We start from the raw sequence: 23,799 nt of genomic DNA, 5'->3' as shown, positions 1-23,799 counted from the left end.
AGATATTGTCTGCTCTTGAATCACTGGTTTTTCATTTTTGGCACTTTCTGTATGGTGGGTAAGCCAACCGCAGCGTGTCGGGGAACGTCGGCTTGCTCGTCACAGTTTTGACGTGGCTGAATTCCAGGAAACCGGCTTTGCCGTGGTAGGAACCCATGCCGGAGGCACCGATGCCGCCGAAGGGGAGACGGCTGGAAAGCAGGTGACCGAGCGGAAGGTTGAAGCCAAGCGCGCCGGAGCTGGTATGGCGCTCGAACAGTAGCCGAGTGGCTTTCGAGCGGGAGAATACATACAGGGCAAGCGGTTTCGGGCGTCTGTTGATGAAGGTCACGGCTTCCTGGGCGTCTTGTACAGGAAGAATCGGTAGAATCGGGCCGAAGATTTCCTCCTGCATCACTGGGTCATGCGGGTCGACGTTGGTGAGGATGGTCGGTGCGATATAAAGACGTTCGCGATTGGTTTCGCCGCCACTGAACGCTTTTCCCTCGGCCGGCAGTAGATTCAAAAGCCTGTCGAATTGTTTGGTATTGACGATTCGTGCGTAACTTAAGGATTCTGCCGGGTTGTCGCCAAAGAACTTCCGTGTAAAAGCCGCCATTTTCCGGGCCAGCGGTTCGACTAAATCGGGAGTGGTCAAGACATAATCCGGTGCCACGCAGGTCTGTCCCGCGTTCGTAAACCGGCCCCAAGCAATGCGTCCGGCGGCGACATCGAGATTGGCGCTCGCGTCCACGAACACGGGAGATTTGCCGCCAAGTTCGAGTGTAACCGGCGTAAGCTGTTTCGCCGCGGCTTTCATGACGATCGAGCCGACCTTCCCGTTGCCGGTATAAAAAATATGGTTGAAGGGCTGTTTCAGCAGTTCCGTGGTTTCCGGCACGGCTCCCTGAACTACGGCAAATGCCCGCGGATCGAGATATTTGCCAATCAGCCGTTGCAGCAATGCACTGGTATTAGGGGAGAGCTCGGAAGGCTTGAGACATACACAATTGCCGGCTGCGATGGCGTCGACCATCGGCTCCAGACTCAGCATCAGCGGGTAGTTCCACGGCGAAATCACCAACACCACGCCTTTGGGCTCGGCTATCGTCCAGCTTCTCGCCGGTTGCATCAAGAGGGGCATGGCTACATGGTGTCGCCCGCTCCAGCGCCCCAGTCGTGGCTTGACAAACGCAATTTCGTCAAGCACGAGCTTGATTTCCATCAGCGCGGTTTCGGCCGCAGGCTTGCCTAGGTCGAGGTACACCGCCCGTTCGATGTCCTTGTGATGGGCCGTGATCATCCGTTTCATTCGTTCAAGCTGTTCACGCCTCCAAGCAAGAGGACGCGAGATTCCCTCATCGAATGAACGGTGCAATTGTTTTACTGTCTCTTCGCAGGTATCAGTCATGTTGCTCGCCCCATTATGCAGGAAATTTTTGGTATTGTGTATCCTACTTTGTATTCATTATTCTAGATTGCCGTCTGTTAAGCGATAATGGATTCCGTATTTGTCTCGGTAATGTTTTCAACAGATGAATCGTTAAGCTCGTTGGAGCAGATAGAGACGGGGATACGAATTAAGACGACAGATTTTGTTTTTTGACGAAAGTAAGTCAGAATGTCCGAAGCTCTATGTTATAGTTCTTACTTGTGTGTGCCAGTGGCATGCCTTATGTAACAGGCGTGGGCACTGGGATATCCCGGAACTCGTTAGATTGCGCGCAGCAATGCGGCGGCAGGAGAGCGAAGGGCCATCGGGCCGGTGGACTGTGGCTGTCTCATTTCGATTCGTCGATTGGGCTGCAGCGAGGCGGCTCCGCAAGAAATAATGATTAACGAATCGGAGAACTGAAGTTGCCTACTATAGAACAACTTGTCCGCAAAGGACGTAAGGCAAAGTCAAAGAAATCCAAGACTTTGGCCTTGAAGGGCAGCCCGCTGCGTCGCGGCGTGTGCACCCGTGTGTATACCACTACACCGAAGAAGCCGAATTCCGCGTTGCGTAAGGTCGCCCGTGTGCGCCTGAGCTCCGGCATTGAAGTTACCGCCTACATTCCGGGCGAGGGTCACAACCTGCAGGAGCACTCCATCGTGCTCGTCCGCGGTGGCCGTGTGAAGGATCTTCCTGGTGTGCGTTACCACATCGTGCGCGGCGCGCTCGATACCCAGGGTGTCAAGGACCGCAAGCAGGGACGCTCCCTGTACGGCGCAAAGAAGGCGAAGTAAGAGATATGTCACGTAAAGGACCATCCAAGAAGCATCAGCTGCTCCCTGATCCGATCTACGGCTCGACCGTGGTCGCTCAGCTCATCAACAAGATCCTGCTCGACGGCAAGAAGTCGATCGCCGAGGACATCGTCTACTCCGCACTTGACATGGTCAAGGAGAAGACCGATCAGGAACCCGTCGCCGTGCTGAAGCGCGCGCTCGACAACATCCGTCCGTCCCTCGAGGTCCGCTCCCGCCGTGTCGGCGGCGCGACCTACCAGGTCCCGGTCGAGGTCAAGCCCAACCGTGCAAACGCCCTGAGCCTTCGCTGGCTGACCGACTTCTCCCGCAAGCGTCGTGAGAAGACCATGGCCGAGCGTCTCGCCAACGAGATCCTCGATGCCTCCAACGGCCTCGGTGCTTCCGTGAAGCGCCGCGAGGACACGCACAAGATGGCCGAGGCCAACAAGGCCTTCGCCCACTATCGCTGGTAATTTCGATAGACGAGTTAGGGTAAGGATAGATTTATGGCACTTGATGTGCTCAGTGACCTCAATGAGGTCCGCAACATCGGCATCATGGCTCACATCGATGCCGGTAAGACAACGTGTACGGAACGTATTCTGTATTACACCGGTAAGAACTACAAGATCGGCGAGACGCACGAAGGCGCCTCGACCATGGACTTCATGGCCCAGGAAAAGGAACGCGGCATCACCATTCAGTCTGCTGCGACCACCTGCTTCTGGAACCGTCAGACCCATGATCCCGACAAGAAGTTCCAGATCAACATCATCGACACCCCCGGTCACGTGGACTTCACGGCCGAGGTGGAGCGTTCGCTCCGTGTGCTCGATGGCGCCGTTGCCGTCTTCGATGGCAAGGAAGGCGTGGAGCCCCAGAGCGAAACCGTGTGGCGTCAGGCCGACAAGTACGGCGTGCCGCGCATCTGCTTCATCAACAAGATGGACAAGCTCGGCGCTGACTTCTACTACTCCGTCGACACCATCAAGAAGAAGCTCGGAGCCGTCCCGCTGGTCGTCCAGCTGCCGATCGGCGCCGAGAACGACTTCGTCGGCATGGTCGATCTGATTCGCATGAAGGCTTATGTCTGGAACGACGTCACCACCGATCTCGGCGCTCACTACGACACCGTCGATATCCCTGATGACCTCAAGGACAAGGCCGAGCAGTATCGTTCCGAACTTCTCGACCAGGTGGCCGAGTCCGACGACGATCTGATGGAGAGGTACCTCGATTCTGGCGAGATGAGTGACGAAGAGATTCGCGCAGGCATCCGCAAGCTCACCATCGAGCGCAAGGCCTACCCGGTCCTCTGCGGTTCCGCCTTCAAGGACAAAGGCATTCAGCCGCTGCTCGACGCAGTGGTCGACTACCTGCCAAGCCCTGAGGACGTTCCCGCCATCGTCGGTTTCGAACCCGGCGACGAGTCCAAGGAAATCGATCGCAAGCCTACGATGGACGATCCGTTCGCCGCGCTGGTCTTCAAGATCTCGACTCATCCCTTCTATGGCAAGCTCGTGTTCGTGCGCGTTTATTCCGGCTCCATCAAGCCGGGCGACACCGTGCTCGATTCCACGAAGGACAAGAAGGAACGCGTCGGCAAGATCTTCCAGATGCACGCCGACAAGGAAAACCCTGTTGACGCTGCCGAAGCCGGCAACATCTACACGCTCGTTGGTTTGAAGAACGTCTCCACCGGTGACACGTTGTGCGACGACAAAGCCCCGATTTCGTTGGAATCCATGACTTTCCCGGAACCGGTGATCGAAGTTGCCGTTGAGCCGAAGACCAAGGCCGACCAGGAGAAGATGTCGATTGCTCTGGCGAAGCTCGCCGACGAGGATCCGACCTTCCAGGTCAAGACCGATGAGGAAAGCGGCCAGACGCTGATTTCCGGCATGGGCGAACTCCAGCTTGACATCATCGTCGACCGTATGCGTCGCGAGTTCAATGTCGACTGCAACGTGGGCAACCCGCAGGTCGCCTACCGTGAGACCATCCGCCAGGCCGTTATGAACCAGGAATACACCCACAAGAAGCAGACTGGTGGTTCCGGTCAGTTCGCAAAGGTCTTGATGAATTTCGAGCCTATTCCTCCGGAGGAGGGCAAGGACTACGAGTTCGTCAACGAGGTCACCGGCGGCCACATCACCAAGGAATTCATTCCTTCAATCGATGCCGGTGTGCAGGAAGCTATGGAATCCGGCATCCTCGCAGGGTTCCCGGTGGTCGGCGTCAAAGCGACCGTCACCGATGGTCAGATCCACGATGTCGATTCCTCCGAGCTCGCCTTCAAGATCGCCGGTTCCATGGCGTTCAAGACCGCGGCTCCGAAGGCCAAGCCCGTCATCCTTGAGCCGATCATGGCCGTCGAGGTGCGTACCCCTGAGGAGTACATGGGCACCGTGCAAGGCGATCTCGTCTCTCGTCGTGGCAGCATTACCGACATGAAGGACGCCACCGGCGTCAAGGTGATTGAAGCGAAGGTCCCGCTTAGCGAGATGTTCGGCTACATCGGCGACTTGCGTTCCAAGACGCAGGGCCGTGCGATGTTCACCATGCAGATGGATTCGTATGCGCAGGTCCCGAAGTCGGTCTCCGAGGAGATCATCAAGGCCCAGCGCGGCGAATGAAATACTTTGCCCAAGGCGTGTCTGTCTCCAGTCGGCGCTAAAATTTTCTAGCGCTGACTGGGTTCGGGCACTTTGTGGCAGGTAACCCAGAAACCCAGTAAACTGTAGCGAGTATCTCGAGGCCGAAAAGCTCGAGAATAACTACGAAACGTCCAGGAGGACAAAGTAATGGCAGAAAAGGAAAAGTACGAGCGGACTAAGCCGCACGTTAACATTGGCACCATTGGCCACGTTGATCACGGTAAGACGACCCTGACCGCGGCCATCTCGAAGGTGCTGCACGAAGAGTACCCCGACCTCAACCCGGAGTATGACTTCGATCAGATCGATGCTGCTCCTGAAGAGAAGCAGCGTGGTATCACCATCAACATCGCCCACATCGAGTATCAGACGGCCAAGCGCCACTATGCTCACGTGGATTGCCCCGGCCACGCCGATTTCGTGAAGAACATGATCACCGGCGCTGCTCAGATGGATGGCGCGATCCTCGTCGTCGCCGCCACTGATGGCCCGATGGCTCAGACCCGCGAGCACGTTCTGCTCGCCCGTCAGGTAGGCGTGCCGAAGATTCTCGTCGCGCTCAACAAGTGCGATATGGTCGATGACGAAGAGCTCATCGAGCTCGTCGAAGAAGAGGTCCGCGACCTCCTCGAAGAAAACGGCTTCGATCGTGACTGCCCGGTCATCCGCACCTCCGCCTATGGCGCTCTGCATGATGACGCTCCGGATCACGACAAGTGGGTCCAGACCATCAAGGAACTCATGGATGCCGTCGACGATTACATCCCGACTCCTGTCCACGACCTTGACAAGCCGTTCCTGATGCCTATCGAAGATGTCTTCACCATCTCCGGCCGTGGCACCGTGGTGACCGGTCGTGTCGAGCGTGGCCGTATCCCGGTCAACGCCCCGGCAGAGATCGTCGGTCTTCGTCCGACTCAGACCACCACCGTCACCTCCATCGAGACCTTCCACAAGCAGATGGACGAGGCCGAGGCTGGCGACAACACCGGTCTGCTGCTCCGCGGCATCAACCGTGACGACGTCGAGCGTGGCCAGGTTGTGGCCAAGCCCGGCACCGTGACCCCGCACCACAAGTTCGAGGGCGAAGTCTACGTCTTGACGAAGGATGAGGGCGGCCGTCATTCGCCGTTCTTCTCCAACTACCGTCCGCAGTTCTACTTCCGCACCACCGACGTCACCGGCGTCATCACGCTGCCGGAAGGCGTCGAGATGGTCCAGCCTGGCGATCACGCCACCTTCTCCGTCGAGCTGATTCAGCCCGTCGCGATGGAAGAGGGCCTGACCTTCGCAGTTCGTGAAGGCGGCCACACCGTCGGCTCAGGCCGTGTCACCAAGGTGATCGAGTAGTTCTAGAACGTAAGTTGTAGATTACTTAACTGTTTGTGCCCCGCATCGAAAGGTGCGGGGCGCAACTGTATCTATAAGTGAAATTCAAGCAACATACGATTTGTCTGCTGTACAGACGCCGTGGCATAATTGCTGAGGCATTTTATGGAATGCAAATCGTTTGAAAAGTAAATGACTAAGGTGACGAGACGTGGCACAAACTAGCAATGACATCAAAAACGGGTCGGTATTGAACCTCGACGGACAGCTCTGGACCGTCACGAAATTCCAGCACGTCAAGCCTGGCAAGGGACCGGCTTTCGTGCGCACCACCATCAAGAACGTGCTCTCTGGCAAGATCGTCGACAGGACGTTCAACGCCGGCATGAAGATGGAGTTCGAAACCGTTGATAACCGTACGCTGCAGTATTCCTATGAGGAGGGCGACACCTTCGTCTTTATGGATATGACCACTTACGATCAGGTCAGCATCCCCAAGGAGCTCGTCGGCGATCAGGCCAAGTTCCTGCTCGAAGGCACCGATTGCATCGTCAGCTTCCACGACGGCACCCCGCTGAGCGTTGAGTTGCCGGCCTCCGTCGTGCTCAAGGTTACTGAAACCGAGCCGGGCGTGCAGGGCAACCGCTCCAACGCCGGTACCAAGCCCGCCACCGTCGAAACCGGTGCCGAGATTCAGGTTCCGCTGTTCGTCGGCGAAGGTGAAATGGTCAAGGTCGATACCCGCGACGGTTCCTACCTCGGACGCGAAAACAACTGATTTTCCTTTCCGGCTTGGCGCGACGACGTCACCCAAGTCGGAATATTATATTTGCTTGCGGTAATTCGCGAAAACTTTCACTGGGAGGCTACTGGCTAAATGGCACGTTCGACAGCTCGCAAACGGGCGCTGAATACGCTCTACGAAGCGGATGAGAAGGGGCAGGATATTCCGTCGCTGCTTGCCGAACGCATCGCCGAACCAGGGGCTCAGACCCCATTGCCAGATTATGCCATTCAAATTGTCCGTGGTGTGGCCGACGAGCAGACCGGCATTGACCGGGCACTCGAAGATCACTCCACCAAATGGCCCTTGCGGCGCATGGCCGTCGTTGACAGAAATGTCCTGCGAATTGCCGCTTGGGAAATCCTGTTCAACGATGAAGTGCCCGACCGTGTGGCCATTGACGAAGCGTTGGGACTGGCGAAAACCCTTTCCGACGATGATTCGCCGGCGTTCATCCACGGCCTGCTGAGTGCTCTTTGCGATGACAAGGACACGGTTCTTGCCGATATCAAAGCGGCTCATGAAGCCGAAGCTAAGGAAAAGGCGGAACGCGAAGCGGCAGAACGCCGTCTCAATTCCCCTACCGCTCCTGGGTTCCTACAACAGCACGGTATTTCCGGTGAGGGTGATGGTGTTCCCTTCGAGACTGCACCTGAGACTGAGCAAGAAGCCAACGATGCAGTATCCTCTGGTGAAGAACAGGCTGATTCGCGTTCAACTGATAACTCAAATACCTCGGATGATTCTGCCAGTTCGGCTGACGAGGATGGAAGCTCAGGCGAAGGGTTGACTTCCGGCGATATCGTTTCCGATACCGTTGCTGGTGTTGATGACAGCCCTGTCGAGGCCGATTCATTTGGCAAGGTTGACGACGTTGCAGATACCGATTCTGCAGCGGCCGAAGCTCCAATCGGTGACGCAACCGATTCATCGCCATCCGACGACTTACCAACTCAGCCTGATTCGATTGGCGAGGGACAACCGTTGCCACCCGATGGCGACAATAATTCAATAATTGTGTAATTAGTTCTGACCGCGGTACGGTGGCCGGGCCGCGAATCTGTTTTTCCGGTCCAGTTATTTCCGAGTCCGCGCACGGGCCCGGAGCAAGGGGGGACTCGTGGTGAGTCAGCAATCAGCTTCAGCAACACGGTATTCGGTAAGCGATGCCGTGTTGTTATTGGAAGATGGCCAGCTTTACGTGGGTGAGCCCTACGGAGCGTTTGGATCGACATTCGGCGAAATCGTGTTCGCCACAGCGATGACCGGCTATCAGGAGACCATAACCGACCCCAGCTACGACCAGCAGATTGTCGTGCAGACCTTCCCTCATATCGGCGACACTGGTGTCAATGACGAAGATCCCGAGTCGAAACGTGTTTGGGTGGCCGGTTACGTCGTGCGCCAACCCAGTCCAAACGTCAGCAACTGGCGTGCGAACGACAGTCTTGACGATGATCTCACCAAGGACGGCATCGTCGGTATCAGCAATATCGACACCCGAAAACTGGTTCGTCACCTTCGCAGCGCGGGCGTGATGAGGGCCGGCATATTCTCCGGCGTCGATTTGATGGATAAGACTACCGGGGCGTTGCGCTCGGTGGATTCGCTGCTTGAAGAGGTACGCTCTTCCCCGAAGATGCAGGGCGCAAGACTTTACGACCACGTGAGCACCAAAGAAACATATACTGTCGAGCCGTGCGGAGATTTTGAAGGCAAGGAACCGCTGTTCACCGTCGCGGCCGTCGACCTTGGCATCAAGGGCATGACACCTCATCGCTTGGCTGAACGCGGTTGCCGGGTACACGTCGTACCTTCCACCGTCACATTTGACGAAATCAAAGCATTGAACCCCGATGGGGTGTTCTTCTCCAACGGCCCGGGTGACCCGGAAGAGGCGGCGCCCGAAGTCGATTTGCTGCGCCAGGTGCTTGATGCCGGATACCCCTTCTTCGGCATCTGCTTCGGCAACCAGCTTTTCGGTCGTGCGCTTGGGTTTGATACGTACAAGCTCAAGTTCGGCCATCACGGCGTCAACCAGCCGGTCAAGGACATGACCACCGGCAAGGTCGAGATCACGGCCCACAACCATGGCTTCGCAGTCGATGCTCCAATCGGCAAGATTATCGAATCGCCGTATAGCGATGGCAAATTCGGCAAAGTGTTCGTCTCCCATATCGATCTGAATGACGATGTGGTCGAAGGCCTGCAGTGCGTTGATATCCCGGCCTTCTCGGTGCAGTACCACCCTGAAGCAGCGGCCGGCCCGCACGATGCGGCTTATCTCTTCGACCGTTTCGTCTCGCTCATGCGTGCGCACAAGGCGGGGGAGCCGGTTTCGTCTGTGCTCGCAACGCCGACATCATTATCACAATCGAACAATTCTGTAAATGGCCAAACCGCCGCCACTGACAAGGAGAACAACTAATGCCGAAACGTCAGGACATCAAATCCGTCATGGTCATTGGCTCCGGCCCCATCGTTATTGGCCAGGCCGCGGAATTCGACTATTCCGGCACCCAGGCCTGCCGCGTGCTGCGTGAGGAAGGCATCCGTGTCATCCTCGTCAATTCCAACCCAGCCACCATCATGACCGACCCGGAAATGGCCGACGCCACCTACATCGAGCCCATCGACGTGCCGATTCTGGAACGAATCATCGCCAAGGAACGCCCGGACGCCCTGCTGCCGACGCTCGGAGGCCAGACCGCGTTGAATGCTGCTGAAGCGCTGGGCAAGGCCGGTGTGCTCGACAAATACCATGTCGAACTCATCGGCGCCTCGCTCGAAGCCATTGACCGTGGCGAGGACCGTGAGCAGTTCAAGCAGGTCGTGGAATCGGTCGGCGGGGAATCCGCACGAAGTGACGTGGCCCACACCCTCGAAGAAGTCGATGCCATTGTCGACAAACTCGGTTTCCCGGTGGTCGTTCGCCCCAGCTTCACCATGGGCGGCCTCGGCTCCGGCATCGCCCACAACGAGGAGGAACTGCACCGCATTGCCGGAGCAGGCATCCACTATTCGCCGACCAACGAGGTCCTGATCGAAGAGGGCATCGAAGGCTGGAAGGAATACGAGCTCGAGCTCATGCGCGACCGCAATGACAACGTCGTGGTCGTCTGCCCGATCGAGAACGTCGATCCGGTCGGCGTGCATACCGGCGATTCCATCACCGTGGCCCCGACCTTCACCCTGACCGACCGCGAATACCAGCGTATGCGCGATATCGGCATCGCCATCATCCGTGGCGTCGGCGTCGACACCGGCGGCTGCAACATCCAGTTCGCCGTCAACCCGAAGAACGGCCGCATCATCGTCATCGAGATGAACCCGCGCGTTTCCCGCTCCTCGGCTCTGGCCTCGAAAGCCACTGGTTTCCCCATTGCCAAGATCGCCACGAAACTCGCACTCGGCTACAGCTTGGACGAAATCCGCAACGACATCACCCAGTCCACTCCGGCCTGCTTCGAGCCGACCATCGACTACGTGGTCACCAAGGTGCCGCGCTTCACCTTCGAGAAGTTCCCGGGCGCCGACCCGACGCTCACCACTTCGATGAAGTCGGTGGGCGAGGCCATGGCCCTCGGTGGCAACTTCCAGGAATCGCTTGGCAAGGCCATGCGCTCCATTGACAAGCGCCACATGGGCTTCAGCTGGGACGGCACCAAGCCCGACCAGGCCGAGGTCGACCAGCTGCTCGAAGACATGCGCACGCCTACAGAGAACCGTTACCTGCAGGTGCAGCGCGCGCTTTGGGGTGGGGCCTCACTCGAACAGCTTTACGATGCCACCAAGATTGACCCGTGGTTCTTGAAGCAGTTTGCCTTGATCAACCAGACCGCGATGGAAGTGCGCTTCACCGAAATCCTGTCGCCGAAGCTTTTGAAGAAGGCCAAGCTGGCCGGACTTTCCGACCTGCAGATCGCACATCTGCGCCACTTGGGCGACGAGGGCGAGAACACGATTCGCGAGCTGCGCCACAATTATGGACTACGCCCGGTCTACAAGACCGTCGACACCTGCGCTGCCGAATTCGATGCGGTCACGCCGTATTACTATTCCTGCTACGCCGACGAATCCGAGCTCAAGCCGCGTAAACGCGAGGCTGTCATCATCCTGGGATCCGGCCCCAACCGCATCGGCCAGGGCATCGAGTTCGACTACACCTGCGTGCACGCGGTACAGGAGCTCGGCAAGGACTATGACACCATCATGGTCAATTGCAACCCCGAAACCGTCTCCACCGACTACGACATGTCCGACCGGCTCTACTTTGAGCCGCTCACCTTCGAAGACGTCATGGAGATTTACGAGGCCGAAAAGAAGCTCGGTCCGATCAAAGGCGTCATCGTCCAACTCGGCGGGCAGACCCCGCTTTCTTTGGCCGCACGTTTGAAGGCCGCTGGCGTTCCGATTTTGGGTACGTCTCCCGAGTCCATCGACCTGGCCGAAAACCGCGAGTTGTTCGGTGAGGTGCTGCGCCGCGAAAAGCTCAACGCCCCGCGTTACGGCACCGCGCTCAATATCGATGAGGCGCTTCAAGCAGCCCATTCCATCGGCTATCCGGTGTTGGTGCGCCCGAGCTACGTGCTCGGCGGGCGTGGCATGGAAATCGTCTACGATGATGCTCAGCTCGAGAAATACGTCGACCGCGCCCTTGACCAGGCCAAGGCCGATACGGTGGTTTCCGGCCGTCTGCCTTCGCCGCTGCTGATCGACAAGTTCCTGCAGGACGCCATCGAAATCGACGTCGATGCGCTCTACGACGGCAAGGAACTTTACGTCGGCGGCATCATGGAGCATGTCGAGGAGGCGGGTGTTCATTCCGGCGACGCGGCCTGCACGCTTCCACCTTCCACGCTTTCCGACGACCAGATCCAGCGTCTGCGCAAGGCGACGCTTGCGATAGCTGAGGGTTGCGGCGTACGAGGCGTAATGAACGTCCAGTTCGCCTACATGGCCAACACGCTCTACGTCATCGAAGCCAACCCGCGTGCCTCTCGCACCATTCCCTTCGCTTCCAAAGCGACCGGCGTGGCGCTTGCCAAGGCAGCGGCCCGCATCATGGTGGGGGAGACCATCGCCGAGGCGCGCAAACGTGGCTTGCTGCTGCCCAAGGGCGACGGCGGCACCATCCGCCCAGGCCAGCAGGTCGCCGTCAAGGAATCCGTGTTGCCGTTCAAGCGCTTCCGCACCGAGGCCGGTCGTTCCGTTGACACGCTGCTTGGCCCGGAAATGCACTCAACCGGCGAGGTCATGGGCTTTGACCGCGACTTCCCGCACGCTTTCGCCAAGTCCCAGCTCGCCGCCTACGAAGGCGGTCTGCCGACGCATGGCAACGTCTTCCTTTCGGTTTCCGACACCGACAAGCGCCAGTTGCCGCTGATAGCCACGCGTCTACTTGAGCTTGGCTTCACCCTGTGCGCCACCGACGGCACGGCTTCTGTGCTGCGCCGTTACGGCATCGATTCCAAAGTGGTGAGCAAGCTCAATGCGACAGAAGACGAGAAGCGCCAACTTCGCGAGCGCTACGGTGACGATGTCATCGGCAAGAACCCGGTCGAGATGATCGAGGACGGCGAGATCAACATGGTTCTGAACACCCCGAGCACGCGAGGCTCCCGTTCCGACGGCTATGCCATCCGCGCCTCGGCCGTAATCGCCGACGTCCCGCAATTCACCACCATCACCGAGTTTTCTGCGGTTCTGCTTGCCATCGAAGCGGTCAAGGCCAACGATTATCAGGTTATGAGCATCCAGGAGCACGCCAAGCAGCTTTTCGCCTCTGATAGGGAATAATACGGTAAGTTGCGCAGAAAGTAACAGATATCAATAGTGCGAGTGAGTAATGTCAGTAAAATTGCTCACGCGCTAACGGCGAGAAAAATGTGCCAACGCCGTTGAAAAGTGAACAACATGACCAAACGTGGTGTCAAAATTTGACCCGGCTTTCAAATATGATTGTCAAGTCAATTGTTGACATCACGTTTCCCGATATTCGCGTGATACGGTATTGTAGAACCTGTTCCAAGGTGTCGAATTAAAGGCTCAAAATGCATTACACAATTAAAGATATTGCAAAACAAGCCGGAGTCTCGAAATCGACCGTCTCCCGCTATATCAGGGGCGAACGGGACAAGATCTCGCCGTCCACGCAAAAGATCGTAGCCAAGGTAATACAGGAACTCGATTATCGGCCGAACCAGGTGGCCGTCGGTTTGGCGCGTGGACAGATGCCGACGGTCGGTGTGATCGTCTCCGACATCAGCAATCCTTTTTCGTCGGTATTCATGAAAGGCATTTTTGACGCCTGCGAGGAGCGCGACCAGTCCACGGCGTTCGCCATTTCGGATGGCAGCATCAGGCGGGAACGCGATATCATCAAAAATTTCAGGTCATCCAGCGTCGACAGGCTGATCATTCAGACCTGCGGTGACAATGAAAAGTTCCTTTCCAAACTGGATCCGCGCAAGACCGTCATCATCGACAGGCCGCTCAAAAAAGTGATGTTTTCCACCGTCACTTCCGACAATTACGACAGCACCTTGCAGGCCATCCATTACCTGCAGGACCAGCGGTGCACGCCCGTTGCTTTCGTCACGCTCGACATCAAATCCGTGACCACGCGTTCCATCCGTTGCGACGCCTACCTTGACGCAGTCGAAGGCAAGCAGGAGCCGATTGTCGTCTCCTTCGACACGGCGGCTGAAGCGGAGGAGCGGCTGACAAAGCTCTTCGCCTCGACTAGGCGGCCGAAGGGAATTTTCACCTCCAACGGCGAAGCATTGAAGATTTTCCTGAAATTCGCCAGGAAGCATGGCATCGCCATTGGCCGCGATGTCGGCGTGATCTCCTTCGAGGACTGGGATTGGATGGAGTTCCTGAACCCAGCGATTACCGCCGTTCGGCAGGATTCGTACACCATGGGCTACGTTTCGGCCAAGACGCTGCTGGAAGGCGGAACGCCGATTGGCGGCAAGCCCCAGACCCAGATCATCGAATCAAAACTGGTGGTCAGGGATTCGACGTCGCTTCGCTAGCTTTCTCTCTTTCGCCCGACCGTCTTCGACAAAGCGTGTCTCTTCAAGAGTTATGCGGTTTTGCGTTATGAGGATTTTTATTTGTCTCTACCGTCAACGATGCTTTTCGTGATTCATTAAAGATGCAAAGGAGAATCATTATGGAAAATGGAAATGCATTGGATTATCGCACCGACCCCAAGGTCCGCGCGAGGATCGACAAGGCCATCGCTTATCTTAATTCGCACGCCGCTGAGCTTTCTGGCAGAGCCGACGAAACGTATTCGCTGGACGGTACCGACGACATCGTGGTGCACTTGCAGAGCTACGATTCCATGGATTATCAGACCATCAGCTACGAAAGCCACCACGATCATATCGATCTGCACTATCTGCTTTCGGGGCAGGAATACGTGCGTTGGTGGGATACCGGCAGTGTCGAGCCCAACACGGAATACAATGCGGAAAACGACATCGTCTTCTACCCGCACCCTGAGCATCACAATCGCGTGCTGCTGACTCCCGGACACTATGTGCTCGTCTATCCCGAAGACATGCATGCCCCGCGTGGCATGGTGGGGGACAACGCCGAACCGGTGCATAAGGTCGTTGTCAAGATTTCGGTGCTTTGAGCGATTTTTATTCGACCCAGTCGCAAAACCTATTCGTTGAGAGAAAACAAAATCGGAATATGGCAAATGCAGCGTGTTTCATTTGACACGTGATTTTTTTCACATACAATGAGAAGTATAATTTGACTCAAAAAATGATACCGGTGTCATTAGGAAAGGCTTCATATGAAAAAAGAAAGATATCTTTCTGTTCCTTATGAGACCGGTGTCATCCTTGCAATGACGGGGTTTGAATTAAAAAACATATGCGCTTAACGGTTATCCGCTAACCAATCAAGGAGAACAACAATGACCGAGAAAATTCTGGTGACGGGGATTGTGCCTCGCGAAGGGCTTGACAAGCTGTTCGATCGTTTCGACGTGACGTATTCTGCCGAAAAGCCGTTCACCCGCGACTTCGTTCTGGAGCACGGCCACGAATACGACGGCATGATTCTTATGGCCCAGAAGGGCGACCGTGAGCTGATTGACGCATGCAGCAACCTGAAGGTCATCTCGGTCAACGGTGTCGGCTACGACCATGTCGATGTGGAATACGCCAAGCAGAAGGGCATTGTGGTTTCCAACAGCCCGCGCGAGGTGCGCATCCCGACGGCCGAGTTCACCATGACGTTGATGCTCGCTGCGGTCAAGCGCCTGCATTTCTACGACGGCATCGTCCGCCGTGGCGACTGGATCGATCCCTCCGAGCGCAAGTATCAGGGCCGCACCTTGAACGGCCTGACCTTGGGTGTCTTCGGCATGGGCCGCATCGGCAAGACCGTTGCCAAGTATGCGCAGGCCTTCGGCATGAAAGTCATCTACAACAACGATTGCCCGTTAGGCGAGGAGTTCGACCGCGAGAACAACTGCGAATATGTCGATTTCGACGAGTTGCTGAAGCGTTCCGATGTGGTGACCATCCACGCTCCCGAACTGCCGAGCACCCACGGCGTTTTCAACGCCGAAGCATTCGCCAAGATGAAGAACGACGCGTATCTTATCAATGCGGCACGTGGTCCGATCGTGCAGGAGAAGGCGCTGGTCGACGCGCTGGAATCCGGCCAGATCGCCGGTGCCGGACTCGACGTCTTCGAGTTCGAGCCGAAGGTCTCCGAGAAGCTGCGTTCGCTGCCCAACGTCGTGCTTTCGCCTCACGCGGGCACCGGCACCATCGAGGCGCGCATCGGCCTGGCTGCCGAAGCCGCCGACAACCTGATCAGCTTCTTCGACGGCAAGCCGATCAACGTCGTCAACAAGTAAGTTTCCTCAAGGCAAGGAGAGGTCATGCGATTTTCCAAGGTTTTCAAAGACGAGCTCGACCATGGTTACGCGATTTTGCGGATGAACGAACTCAGACGCGATTTTGTACTCATCGCTTCCGAGGAAAATCGCCCCTGCTATGCCTACGATCTCGACGACAACTATCGCCGCATCACGGTCTGGCCGGATGTCGGCGGCACGATGACCATGGTCCAGCTGCCGGGAACGCTCGATTTCCTGGCCACCCAACGTTTCTATCCCGGGTTCAACTCCAAGACCTGCCGCATCGTCCACGCGCATTTCAATGGCAAGGACTGGGATGTCAAACCGATAGCCGATACGCCTTACATCCACCGTTTTGACGTCATCAAGCATGACGGTGGCTATTGGTACGTCGGCTGCTCGATCGCCAACTCCAAGAAGTTCACCGACGATTGGTCGGACCCGGGTAAGGTTTTCGTGGGCAGTTACGACCCGGTGGCCGATTGTCTGAAAGACGTCCGTGAGCTTGATATCAGGATTACCAAGAACCATGGATACCGCCGCGAGACTCCGACGACTTCGCTGATTACCGGCCACGAAGGGATCTTCCGCCTGCATTATCCGCACGACGGCGAGGATTGGCGAATCGAGCGTCTGGCCGAAGACGAGACCAGCGACATCGCCATGATCGACATCGACGGCGACGGCCATCAGGAATACCTTGCCATCCAAGGCTTCCACGGCGATCACTTAAGACTCTATGATGACCAATTCCAGACGTTGGACGCCACTTCAGGCGGCTCGCCCTTCGGCCACGCCATCGACAGTGAAATCCTTTTCGGCAAGCCTTATTTCCTCTTCGGCTACCGCGGGGGAGACCAGAAGCTGATGACCATCACGGCTCCCGACCGCAAGATGCACAAAACCGTCATCGAATCCGGTGTCGGCCCCAGCAACGTCACCGTCTTCCGCAAGGACGACGAAGATTACCTGCTGAGTGCCAATCGTGAAAGCAACTCCATAGCCATTTACCACATCACTGACGAGGAGAAGTAACATGGCCGGACGCTATTTCCTCATTCTCGACAACGGCGGCACCAACACCCGCGCGCTGATTTTCGACGAAGAAGGAACCCAAGTCGGCGTATCCGTTTTTGATACCCCGTGGATTCAGAACACGCCGGAAATGCGCGAAATCGATCTCAAAGGCATGCGCGATTCGCTGTTTGCCGCGATTCGGCAGGTTCTTGAGCAAACCAAGGTTTCGCCCAAAGACATCTCCTGCATCACCTGTGTGGGGCACGGCAAAGGTCTCTATCTTCTCGACAAGAACGGCGAAATTTTCTGCAACGGCATCCTTTCAACCGACGAACGCGCCAACGACTTGGCGAAAAGCTTCGAAACCAGGGTGGAGGAGATCTACCCGATCAGCCACCAGCATGTCATGGCCAGCCAGGCACCGGTCCTGTTGCGCTGGATCAAAGACCACGAGCCGGAGCGCTACGCCAATATCGGCAGCATCCTTTCGGCAAAGGATTTCGTACGTTACCTGTTGACCGGCGGCATCCATCAGGAGGTCGGCGACGCTTCGGGCAACAATCTCATCAATCTTCAAACTCGCGACTATGACGACAGGCTTCTCGCTTTCTTCGGTATTTCCGAGGCCGCACAATGGCTGCCGAAGCTGGTCGAATCGGCGGATTTGGTGGATAAGGTCGATACAAACGCAGCGTATGACACCGGTCTCATTGAAGGAACGCCGGTCACAGGCGGACTTTTCGACATCGATGCCGGTACTCTGGGTTCCGGAGCGCTGGACCATGACCACTATTGCGTAATCGCCGGCACTTGGAGCATCAACACTTATCTTTCCCACGCACCGACCGTCCGTATGCCCGGCATCATGAACTCGCTGTTCTTGAAAGACAGGGTATTGGTTGAGGCTTCAAGCCCCACCTCATCGGGCAACCTCAGCCGGATTCTGCGCCTGCTTTCACCGACCGGCAAAGACAGTGACGAGGATTATGAGCGTCTGGAAGCGAACCTCAAACAGGAGGACGCAGATTTCACGCAGGTGCTCTACACCCCGTTCCTTTACGGCAGTAACAGCGACCCGGACGCCACGGCCTCGTTTGTGGGCCTCCAAAGCACCACCACGCGCATGCAGCTGGTCCGTGCGGTTTACGAAGGCGTTGTTTTCGCGCATCGACAGCATATCGACCAGTTGCTGCGCAGCGACACCACCCGCCCGCAATCGCTGAGGGTTTGCGGGGGAGCGGCCAACTCACCTTCATGGATGCAGATGTTCGCCGACATTATTGGTCTGCCAGTGGAAACCATCAAAGGCCATGAGATCACCGGCCTTGGCGGTGCGGTGCTTTCAGCCTACGCCACGGGCGGCGATTCCGATCTTCAAAAGGCCGCGAATCGTATGATTCACGTCGATTCACGCTTCGAGCCGGACGCGGTGCAGCATCGCAAATACGACGAGAAGTATGAACGTTATCAGACTTTGCTGGACGCCATGGACGGCGTCTGGTCGAAACTACACGCAACCCAGAAGGAAGGAACACGATGAATTCACTGGGCATATACGAAAAGGCATTGCCTGCCGTCGAGTCTTGGCACAAGACCCTGCAGCTGGTGCATGACCTAGGTTTCAATTTCATCGAATTTTCGGTGGACGAAAGCGACGAACGCCTGGCCCGCCTGGACTGGACTCGCGAGCAGCGCGAGGATCTGCGCAACGCCGCATGGGACACGGGCGTGCGCATCCACACGCTCATGTTGAGCGGCCATCGTCGCTTCCCGATGGGTTCGGCTGATACCAAGGTGCGCGAACACAGCCTCGAGATGCTTTACAAAGCCATCGACCTGGCCTACGACCTCGGTATCCGCAACATTCAGATGGCCGGTTACGACGTGTATTACGAGCCTAAGACGCTGGAATCGCGCGAATGGTTCGTCGAGAATCTGAAGAAGGGTGTCGAATATGCGGCGACCCGTCAGGTCATGCTTGACATCGAGACCATGGATGACCCCTTCCTCAATTCGCTGCAGAAGATCATCTACCTGAAGACCCAGATCCACAGCCCGTGGCTGCAGGCCTATCCCGACCTTGGCAACCTCTCCGGCTGGCCGGAAAACGATGTCGGCAAAGAGCTCGAAATGGGCATCGATAATATCGTCTCCGTCCACTTGAAAGACAGCAAACCCGTGAGCGCGACCAGCAAGGGCCAGTTCCGCGACGTGCCGTTCGGCGATGGTTCGGTCGATTTCGAGGGATGCCTGCGAACACTGCACCGCTTGGGCTACACCGGGGCGATGACCATTGAGATGTGGACCAATAAGGCTCCCGATCCCGTTGCCGAAGTCAAAAAAGCCAAGAGCTTCTTTGACGACATCTTCGCCAAGGTGGGCATCGAGCAGGAACCCGTCGACTGACTTTTGAAGAGAAACCCCAGGCGGTTGCGTCTGGGAACCACGATGAGAAAGAAGGATCTGATGACAGAGCTTAGCGATCAGGGGCTTGTGCCAGGGGTTGGAGCCGGACCGCCCAGAATCTAGAATGGTTCCAACCCCGCGCAAGAGGTCAGGCGCCGAATCTCACACCAACGGTGGGTGATGATGCGATTGACCTGGCGCTAGAAATGGGTGGTACAGCAAACCGAAAGCAATCGATGAAGTTGTCGTATTGCAAAGTTGAAGGCGATGAAGCCAACTCCTTCAATGCCGAACAGCGGTGCAGTGTGTGCACCGGAATGTTTCAAGGAATTCGTCGTACAAATGCCATTACCTGGCATGAACTGTACCTTGAAAGAAAGTGTGAGCGAAATGCTCCAAACCGTAAATCAAGTTTTCCAGACCTTCGGGGCCAGCGTTGTCGTCCCGATCATGATTTTTATCGTCGCGCTGTGTCTGCGGGTCAAACCCAAAACCGCCATGATGAGTGCGTTCTACGCCGGTGTCGGTCTGACCGGCTTCACCTGGATCATTCAGGCCTTCACGCCTGTGGTGACCAAGGTCATCAAGCAGATGGTCAACAACACGGGCATCAAGCTGCCGGTGGTCGATATCGGTTGGCAGGCCGGTTCGCTGGCGTCCTTCGGTTCGCCGGTTGGCCTGACGTTCTTCGTGTTCGGCCTGATCGTCGAGCTGTTGCTTTTCGCGCTTGGAGTCACCAAGATCTTCATGGCTTCCAACCTGTGGAACAACTTCGGCTTCATGATCTGGGGAACGCTTTGCTACTACGTCACCCATAACTTCGCCCTTTCGCTGGGCCTCTCTTTCTTCATGCTCTTCTACACCCTGCTGCTGGCCGAAGTCCAGGCCGACCGCTGGTCCGATTACTACGGTGTGAAGAACGCGTCGGTCGCCTCCCTGCACAACATCGAGCAGGTCGTCCCGGCCATCCTGCTTGACCCGCTCTGGAACCTCCTCGGTTTCAACAAGGTCAAGATGACCCCGCAGTACTTCAAGAAGAAGCTGGGCGTCTTCGGCGAGCCGACCACGCTGGGCATCATCCTGGGCCTGATCATCGGCCTGATCGCCAACATCACCAACCTGGCAAGTCTCAAGGCCTGGGGGCAGATCCTTTCCTTCACCATCGAGCTTTCCGCAGTGATGACCATCTTCCCGCTGGTCACCAACGTCTTCTCCAAGGCCTTCACCCCGTTGGCCGAAGAGATTGACCAGAATCACAAGAAGAAGGCCGGCGTTGAAGACGACGCGCCCATCGACGAAATCGATGACAAGAAGCGTTGGTTCCTCGGCGTGGACGACGGTGTCGGCTACGGCGAACCCGCGACCATCATCTCCGGCGTCATCCTCATCCCGATCATGGTGCTCATCGCCTTCCTGCTTCCCGGCAACAAGACCCTGCCCATCGTCGACCTCATCTCCCTGCCGTTCATGGTGGAGTCCATCGTGGCCATCACCCGCGGCAACATCCTGAAGGTCATCGCCAACGGCATCGTCTGGTTCAGCCTCGGCCTTTACGCCTCCAGCTGGCTCGGCGACATCTACACCGGAGCGGTCTCGCAGTATGGTGCGGCCATCCCCGCCGGCGTGGTGCTGATCACCAGCTTCAACCTCATGGCACGCCCGTTGAACGCGCTTATCTTCGCGGCATTCATCTCGAAGAACCCGTTTATCATCGGCGGCTGCGTGGTTGTGTATCTGATTTTGCTGTTCCTGCTTCGCAAGTATCGTTCTCAGATTTGGCGTTACCTGCGCAAGATGTCCGACAAGAACGCCGGATATGCGGGCAGCGATGAAAAGATAACGTACTGATAATAATAAATAACAAAGGAGTATATTATGAAAAAAATTGACGGACATCTGCATCTGGTTCGTTCGGTCTCCGGTTACAACGGCAAAGGCCGTATGACACCGCTGGGCGATGGCAAGGCCATCTGGGACAACGGTATGCCCCTGAAGCTCATTCCCGACGGCTGGGGCGACGACGACTTCCTCGCCGAATCCGCGCTGAAGGTCATGGACGAAAACGGCATCAACAAGGCCGTGCTCCTGCAGGGCAGCCTTTACGCCTTCCAGAACTACTACACCTATCAGACGGTCAAGAAGTACCCGGATCGTTTCATCGGCGCCTTCTCGTTCGACCCGTTCAGCGACGAGGCGATGACCTCTGTCAAGCGCCATATCGATGACCTCGGCTTCCGTGCGGTCAAGCTTGAGATCAGTCAGGGAGGCGGCCTGATGGGCTACCACCATGCGTTCCGTCTCGACAATGACCCACAGCTTGGTCTCTTCTTCCACTACATTTCGGATTATCCCGGCTTTGTGGTGACTGTGGACTATGGTGACTACACGCAGCTGAGCCACCAGCCTGAAGCCATCGCCAACCTTGCGCAGCGTTACCCGCAGCTTGACTTTGTGGTCTGCCACCTGTCCTTCCCGAACGCCGACCATCTCAATCGCTTGGAATGCGAGTTGCGTCAGTGGGAGCCGTATCCGAATATTTCCGTCGAGCTTTCTGCGATCGAGGATATTGAGGGCGAGACCGAGTTCCCGTATCCGCGCTGCCAGAAGGATACCGCTCTGGCCAAGAAGGTGCTCGGCGCCAAGCGCATCTTCTGGGGTACTGATTCGCCCTGGTCCTCGACCTTCAACTCGTACCACAACTTGGCCACTTGGCTGGAGGCCACGGACATCTTCACCGAGTCCGAGCTTGAGGATGTCTTCTACAACAACCCCGAGCGCATCTACTTCAAGCCGCAGAACGTCAAGGCCGTGGCCGACGCCGTCGACCCGATTACCGGAGAGTGAGCCTAATATGATGTAATGATTGGGTTGCGCGAGCGTGGTTAAGCCTGTGAGCATTGAATCCGGGCTCTCCAAGTCCCGCGCAACTCCGCCGAATTTTTCCATGTTTTGGCCCCGCCGGGTTTCTACGCCTGGCGGGGCCAAAACATATGTAGTGTTATGCGCAGTTGATACGTTTGTGCCGCGCGTGCTTTCTGCCTGCGTTGAAAGTCAATACTATCTTTTGCGGAAGGTTTTCTGTTATTTGGCCCGAAGATCCGGCCATGGTGAAGGTAGCAGTTCCTGCAGGGAAACCCCTAGAACCTGAGCTATGGCCATGATGTTGTGGAGGCTGGGATTGGCAGGCGTTCCGGGCATGGATTCGCCCTTTTCGAATTTCTGATAGGTATAGCGTGAGAGCCCCGCATCATACGCGACTCGTTCTTGTGTGAGGTTTCGTTCCAGTCGTAAGCGTTGTAAATTCAGTCCAAGTTCCTTGACGTAGTTGTTCCAAGATCCTAAAGGAGTATTTTTCGACATAAAACTCAAACTATGAAGTTTTTTTACTGTATATGGCCTCCCTTATATGGCATTTGTGATACTATGCTAAAAGCAAATCCGGATGGTTTCTCGTGCAAAAGACCACAAGGAAGGTTTCGGAAGAGCCAGAACGTGCAGTGTGGTACCTCCAAGTCGGATTTTAGGCGTGGAACGATGATGCTTTGCATGAGTTTTACGAAGCGGTGAAGAATTTATTGGCGTTTGAAGAGAGGTCAAGATGTCTGGAACAATCAGCGGGAATACCGATTGTAGTGCAAATACTGGTACGCATAACAGTAAGATTCTGGCACTGCTGGCGGTGCTTGTATGCGTGGTCACGCTTTTGGGCGGCTGTGGAAAGCCGTTCAGCATTGTGGGTTCATGGGAAAACGAGGGCCCAGGCACCTATGGCCAGGCGTATGAGCAGGGAAAACTCATCCAATTCGGTTCGAATGGGAAATGTAATCTCTGGAGCCCGAGTGACAAGTATGCCTTGAAGAAAGAATCCGACGGTTCCTACAAATTGATCGTCAACGGTTTGCTTGGTGGCGGCGGCGAGTTCGATGTGCAGGTCAAGGATAACGACCATATCACGCTGACTAAAGGCAATACCACTTTGAATTTCGAACGAGTCGGATGAGAGTGTGCAATGAAGTGATTTTGTCATTCTGCTATTTAAACAAACATAGAAAAGAGGAGTGATGTTGTCCGATTGCAACATGTCGACTGAGGTATCGACGGACGAAGTCCAGCAGAATAATCGTATCGGTGCGCCCAAGCTTATGGCGGCGCTGGCGGTCATTGCTTGTGTTTTGACGATGTTCAGTGGCTGCGGGTCTTTCAGTATCATTGGAACGTGGAAGAACAACGGTCCGGACAACTGGAGCTCGACGCATTCCACGACCGTCACATTCACCGAAGACAATTGCAATGTTTACAGTCCCAAAGATGCTTATACGCTCACTAAAAATGCGGATGGAACCTACGATTTGGAAGTCGATGGTCGTTCCGGCGGCGGCACTTTTCTCAAAGTGACCGTCAAGGACAACGATCACATAGTGCTCTCCAACCGTGCCACCAGCATGAATCTGGAACGCATCAAATGATTCATGGTGGTGGGATTTATTCAATATGAATTT

Annotated in this window: 18 protein-coding genes and 2 pseudogenes; 18 read left to right on the top strand and 2 right to left on the bottom strand. The window is 56.3% G+C overall.

What is annotated here, in order from left to right:
- Positions 1-31 precede the first annotated feature (31 nt).
- A complete protein-coding gene (locus tag OZX62_RS06255) occupies positions 32-1,390 on the bottom strand; it encodes an aldehyde dehydrogenase family protein (protein WP_277175371.1) in 1,359 nt (452 codons plus the stop codon).
- Positions 1,391-1,836: 446 nt separating this feature from the next.
- Here OZX62_RS06255 and rpsL point away from each other — a divergent pair, with 446 nt between their 5' ends.
- The 16 genes and pseudogenes from rpsL to OZX62_RS06175 all read left to right on the top strand — a co-directional run bounded on the left by rpsL (position 1,837) and on the right by OZX62_RS06175 (position 22,144).
- Positions 1,837-2,208, top strand: a complete 372-nt coding sequence (rpsL, locus tag OZX62_RS06250; protein WP_277141808.1) for a 30S ribosomal protein S12 — start codon at positions 1,837-1,839, stop codon at positions 2,206-2,208.
- Between the two features lie 5 nt (positions 2,209-2,213).
- Complete coding sequence (gene rpsG, locus OZX62_RS06245; RefSeq protein ID WP_277141807.1) at positions 2,214-2,684, top strand: 30S ribosomal protein S7; 471 nt, start codon at positions 2,214-2,216, stop codon at positions 2,682-2,684.
- A 33-nt stretch (positions 2,685-2,717) separates the two neighbouring features.
- Positions 2,718-4,847, top strand: coding sequence for an elongation factor G (fusA, locus tag OZX62_RS06240; protein WP_277175370.1), 2,130 nt, complete (start codon positions 2,718-2,720; stop codon positions 4,845-4,847).
- A 168-nt stretch (positions 4,848-5,015) separates the two neighbouring features.
- On the top strand, positions 5,016-6,218 hold the full coding sequence (tuf, locus tag OZX62_RS06235) for an elongation factor Tu (RefSeq protein WP_277150714.1): 1,203 nt from the start codon (positions 5,016-5,018) through the stop codon (positions 6,216-6,218).
- A 190-nt stretch (positions 6,219-6,408) separates the two neighbouring features.
- Positions 6,409-6,975 carry an elongation factor P gene (gene efp / locus OZX62_RS06230; protein WP_277141802.1) on the top strand — a complete coding sequence of 189 codons (567 nt, stop codon included), beginning with the start codon at positions 6,409-6,411 and terminating at the stop codon, positions 6,973-6,975.
- Between the two features lie 99 nt (positions 6,976-7,074).
- A pseudogene (gene nusB / locus OZX62_RS06225) lies at positions 7,075-7,461 on the top strand (transcription antitermination factor NusB); the annotation flags it as partial.
- Positions 7,462-8,104: 643 nt separating this feature from the next.
- Positions 8,105-9,298, top strand: a pseudogene (gene carA / locus OZX62_RS06220) (glutamine-hydrolyzing carbamoyl-phosphate synthase small subunit); the annotation flags it as partial.
- 110 nt (positions 9,299-9,408) lie between these two features.
- Positions 9,409-12,780, top strand: a complete 3,372-nt coding sequence (carB, locus tag OZX62_RS06215) for a carbamoyl-phosphate synthase large subunit (RefSeq protein ID WP_277175369.1) — start codon at positions 9,409-9,411, stop codon at positions 12,778-12,780.
- Positions 12,781-13,034: 254 nt separating this feature from the next.
- Complete coding sequence (locus tag OZX62_RS06210) at positions 13,035-14,021, top strand: LacI family DNA-binding transcriptional regulator (RefSeq protein ID WP_277175368.1); 987 nt, start codon at positions 13,035-13,037, stop codon at positions 14,019-14,021.
- Between the two features lie 140 nt (positions 14,022-14,161).
- Complete coding sequence (locus OZX62_RS06205; RefSeq protein WP_277175367.1) at positions 14,162-14,632, top strand: YhcH/YjgK/YiaL family protein; 471 nt, start codon at positions 14,162-14,164, stop codon at positions 14,630-14,632.
- A gap of 288 nt (positions 14,633-14,920) precedes the next feature.
- Positions 14,921-15,874, top strand: a complete 954-nt coding sequence (locus OZX62_RS06200; protein WP_277175366.1) for an NAD(P)-dependent oxidoreductase — start codon at positions 14,921-14,923, stop codon at positions 15,872-15,874.
- A gap of 24 nt (positions 15,875-15,898) precedes the next feature.
- Complete coding sequence (locus tag OZX62_RS06195; RefSeq protein ID WP_277175365.1) at positions 15,899-16,912, top strand: hypothetical protein; 1,014 nt, start codon at positions 15,899-15,901, stop codon at positions 16,910-16,912.
- Position 16,913: 1 nt separating this feature from the next.
- Positions 16,914-18,434, top strand: a complete 1,521-nt coding sequence (locus OZX62_RS06190) for an FGGY-family carbohydrate kinase (protein ID WP_277175364.1) — start codon at positions 16,914-16,916, stop codon at positions 18,432-18,434.
- Positions 18,431-19,300, top strand: coding sequence for an L-ribulose-5-phosphate 3-epimerase (locus OZX62_RS06185; RefSeq protein ID WP_277175363.1), 870 nt, complete (start codon positions 18,431-18,433; stop codon positions 19,298-19,300). The genes OZX62_RS06190 and OZX62_RS06185 overlap by 4 nt, the downstream gene beginning before the upstream one ends.
- A gap of 390 nt (positions 19,301-19,690) precedes the next feature.
- Positions 19,691-21,148, top strand: a complete 1,458-nt coding sequence (locus tag OZX62_RS06180) for a PTS transporter subunit IIC (protein ID WP_277177053.1) — start codon at positions 19,691-19,693, stop codon at positions 21,146-21,148.
- Between the two features lie 27 nt (positions 21,149-21,175).
- Positions 21,176-22,144 (top strand): amidohydrolase family protein, encoded by a 969-nt coding sequence (locus tag OZX62_RS06175; protein ID WP_277175362.1) that lies wholly within the window; start codon positions 21,176-21,178, stop codon positions 22,142-22,144.
- Positions 22,145-22,381: 237 nt separating this feature from the next.
- Here the strand turns inward: OZX62_RS06175 and OZX62_RS06170 are convergent, their stop codons facing one another.
- Complete coding sequence (locus OZX62_RS06170) at positions 22,382-22,660, bottom strand: helix-turn-helix transcriptional regulator (RefSeq protein ID WP_277175361.1); 279 nt, start codon at positions 22,658-22,660, stop codon at positions 22,382-22,384.
- Positions 22,661-22,898: 238 nt separating this feature from the next.
- Between OZX62_RS06170 and OZX62_RS06165 the strand changes: the two genes are divergently transcribed.
- Together OZX62_RS06165 and OZX62_RS06160 are read left to right on the top strand one after the other, a co-directional pair.
- On the top strand, positions 22,899-23,300 hold the full coding sequence (locus tag OZX62_RS06165; protein ID WP_277175360.1) for a hypothetical protein: 402 nt from the start codon (positions 22,899-22,901) through the stop codon (positions 23,298-23,300).
- A 58-nt stretch (positions 23,301-23,358) separates the two neighbouring features.
- Positions 23,359-23,766: a hypothetical protein gene (locus OZX62_RS06160; RefSeq protein WP_277175359.1), complete on the top strand. Its 408-nt coding sequence runs from the start codon at positions 23,359-23,361 to the stop codon at positions 23,764-23,766.
- Positions 23,767-23,799 lie beyond the last annotated feature (33 nt).

It is taken from the genome of Bifidobacterium sp. ESL0690 (assembly GCF_029392315.1).
GTDB lineage: Bacteria > Actinomycetota > Actinomycetes > Actinomycetales > Bifidobacteriaceae > Bifidobacterium.
Note: the sequence above shows the minus strand (reverse complement) of the source record. Positions and strands in the feature narration are given on the sequence as shown.

Excerpts from the sequence above, each read along its gene's own strand:
- OZX62_RS06255 (WP_277175371.1), bottom strand. The coding sequence starts at position 1,390 with ATGACTGATACCTGCGAAGAGACAGTAAAACAATTGCACCGTTCATTC.
- rpsG (WP_277141807.1), top strand. The coding sequence starts at position 2,214 with ATGTCACGTAAAGGACCATCCAAGAAGCATCAGCTGCTCCCTGATCCG.
- fusA (WP_277175370.1), top strand. The coding sequence starts at position 2,718 with ATGGCACTTGATGTGCTCAGTGACCTCAATGAGGTCCGCAACATCGGC.
- tuf (WP_277150714.1), top strand. The coding sequence starts at position 5,016 with ATGGCAGAAAAGGAAAAGTACGAGCGGACTAAGCCGCACGTTAACATT.
- carB (WP_277175369.1), top strand. The coding sequence starts at position 9,409 with ATGCCGAAACGTCAGGACATCAAATCCGTCATGGTCATTGGCTCCGGC.
- OZX62_RS06210 (WP_277175368.1), top strand. The coding sequence starts at position 13,035 with ATGCATTACACAATTAAAGATATTGCAAAACAAGCCGGAGTCTCGAAA.
- OZX62_RS06205 (WP_277175367.1), top strand. The coding sequence starts at position 14,162 with ATGGAAAATGGAAATGCATTGGATTATCGCACCGACCCCAAGGTCCGC.
- OZX62_RS06200 (WP_277175366.1), top strand. The coding sequence starts at position 14,921 with ATGACCGAGAAAATTCTGGTGACGGGGATTGTGCCTCGCGAAGGGCTT.
- OZX62_RS06195 (WP_277175365.1), top strand. The coding sequence starts at position 15,899 with ATGCGATTTTCCAAGGTTTTCAAAGACGAGCTCGACCATGGTTACGCG.
- OZX62_RS06190 (WP_277175364.1), top strand. The coding sequence starts at position 16,914 with ATGGCCGGACGCTATTTCCTCATTCTCGACAACGGCGGCACCAACACC.
- OZX62_RS06185 (WP_277175363.1), top strand. The coding sequence starts at position 18,431 with ATGAATTCACTGGGCATATACGAAAAGGCATTGCCTGCCGTCGAGTCT.
- OZX62_RS06180 (WP_277177053.1), top strand. The coding sequence starts at position 19,691 with ATGCTCCAAACCGTAAATCAAGTTTTCCAGACCTTCGGGGCCAGCGTT.
- OZX62_RS06175 (WP_277175362.1), top strand. The coding sequence starts at position 21,176 with ATGAAAAAAATTGACGGACATCTGCATCTGGTTCGTTCGGTCTCCGGT.
- OZX62_RS06170 (WP_277175361.1), bottom strand. The coding sequence starts at position 22,660 with ATGTCGAAAAATACTCCTTTAGGATCTTGGAACAACTACGTCAAGGAA.
- OZX62_RS06165 (WP_277175360.1), top strand. The coding sequence starts at position 22,899 with ATGTCTGGAACAATCAGCGGGAATACCGATTGTAGTGCAAATACTGGT.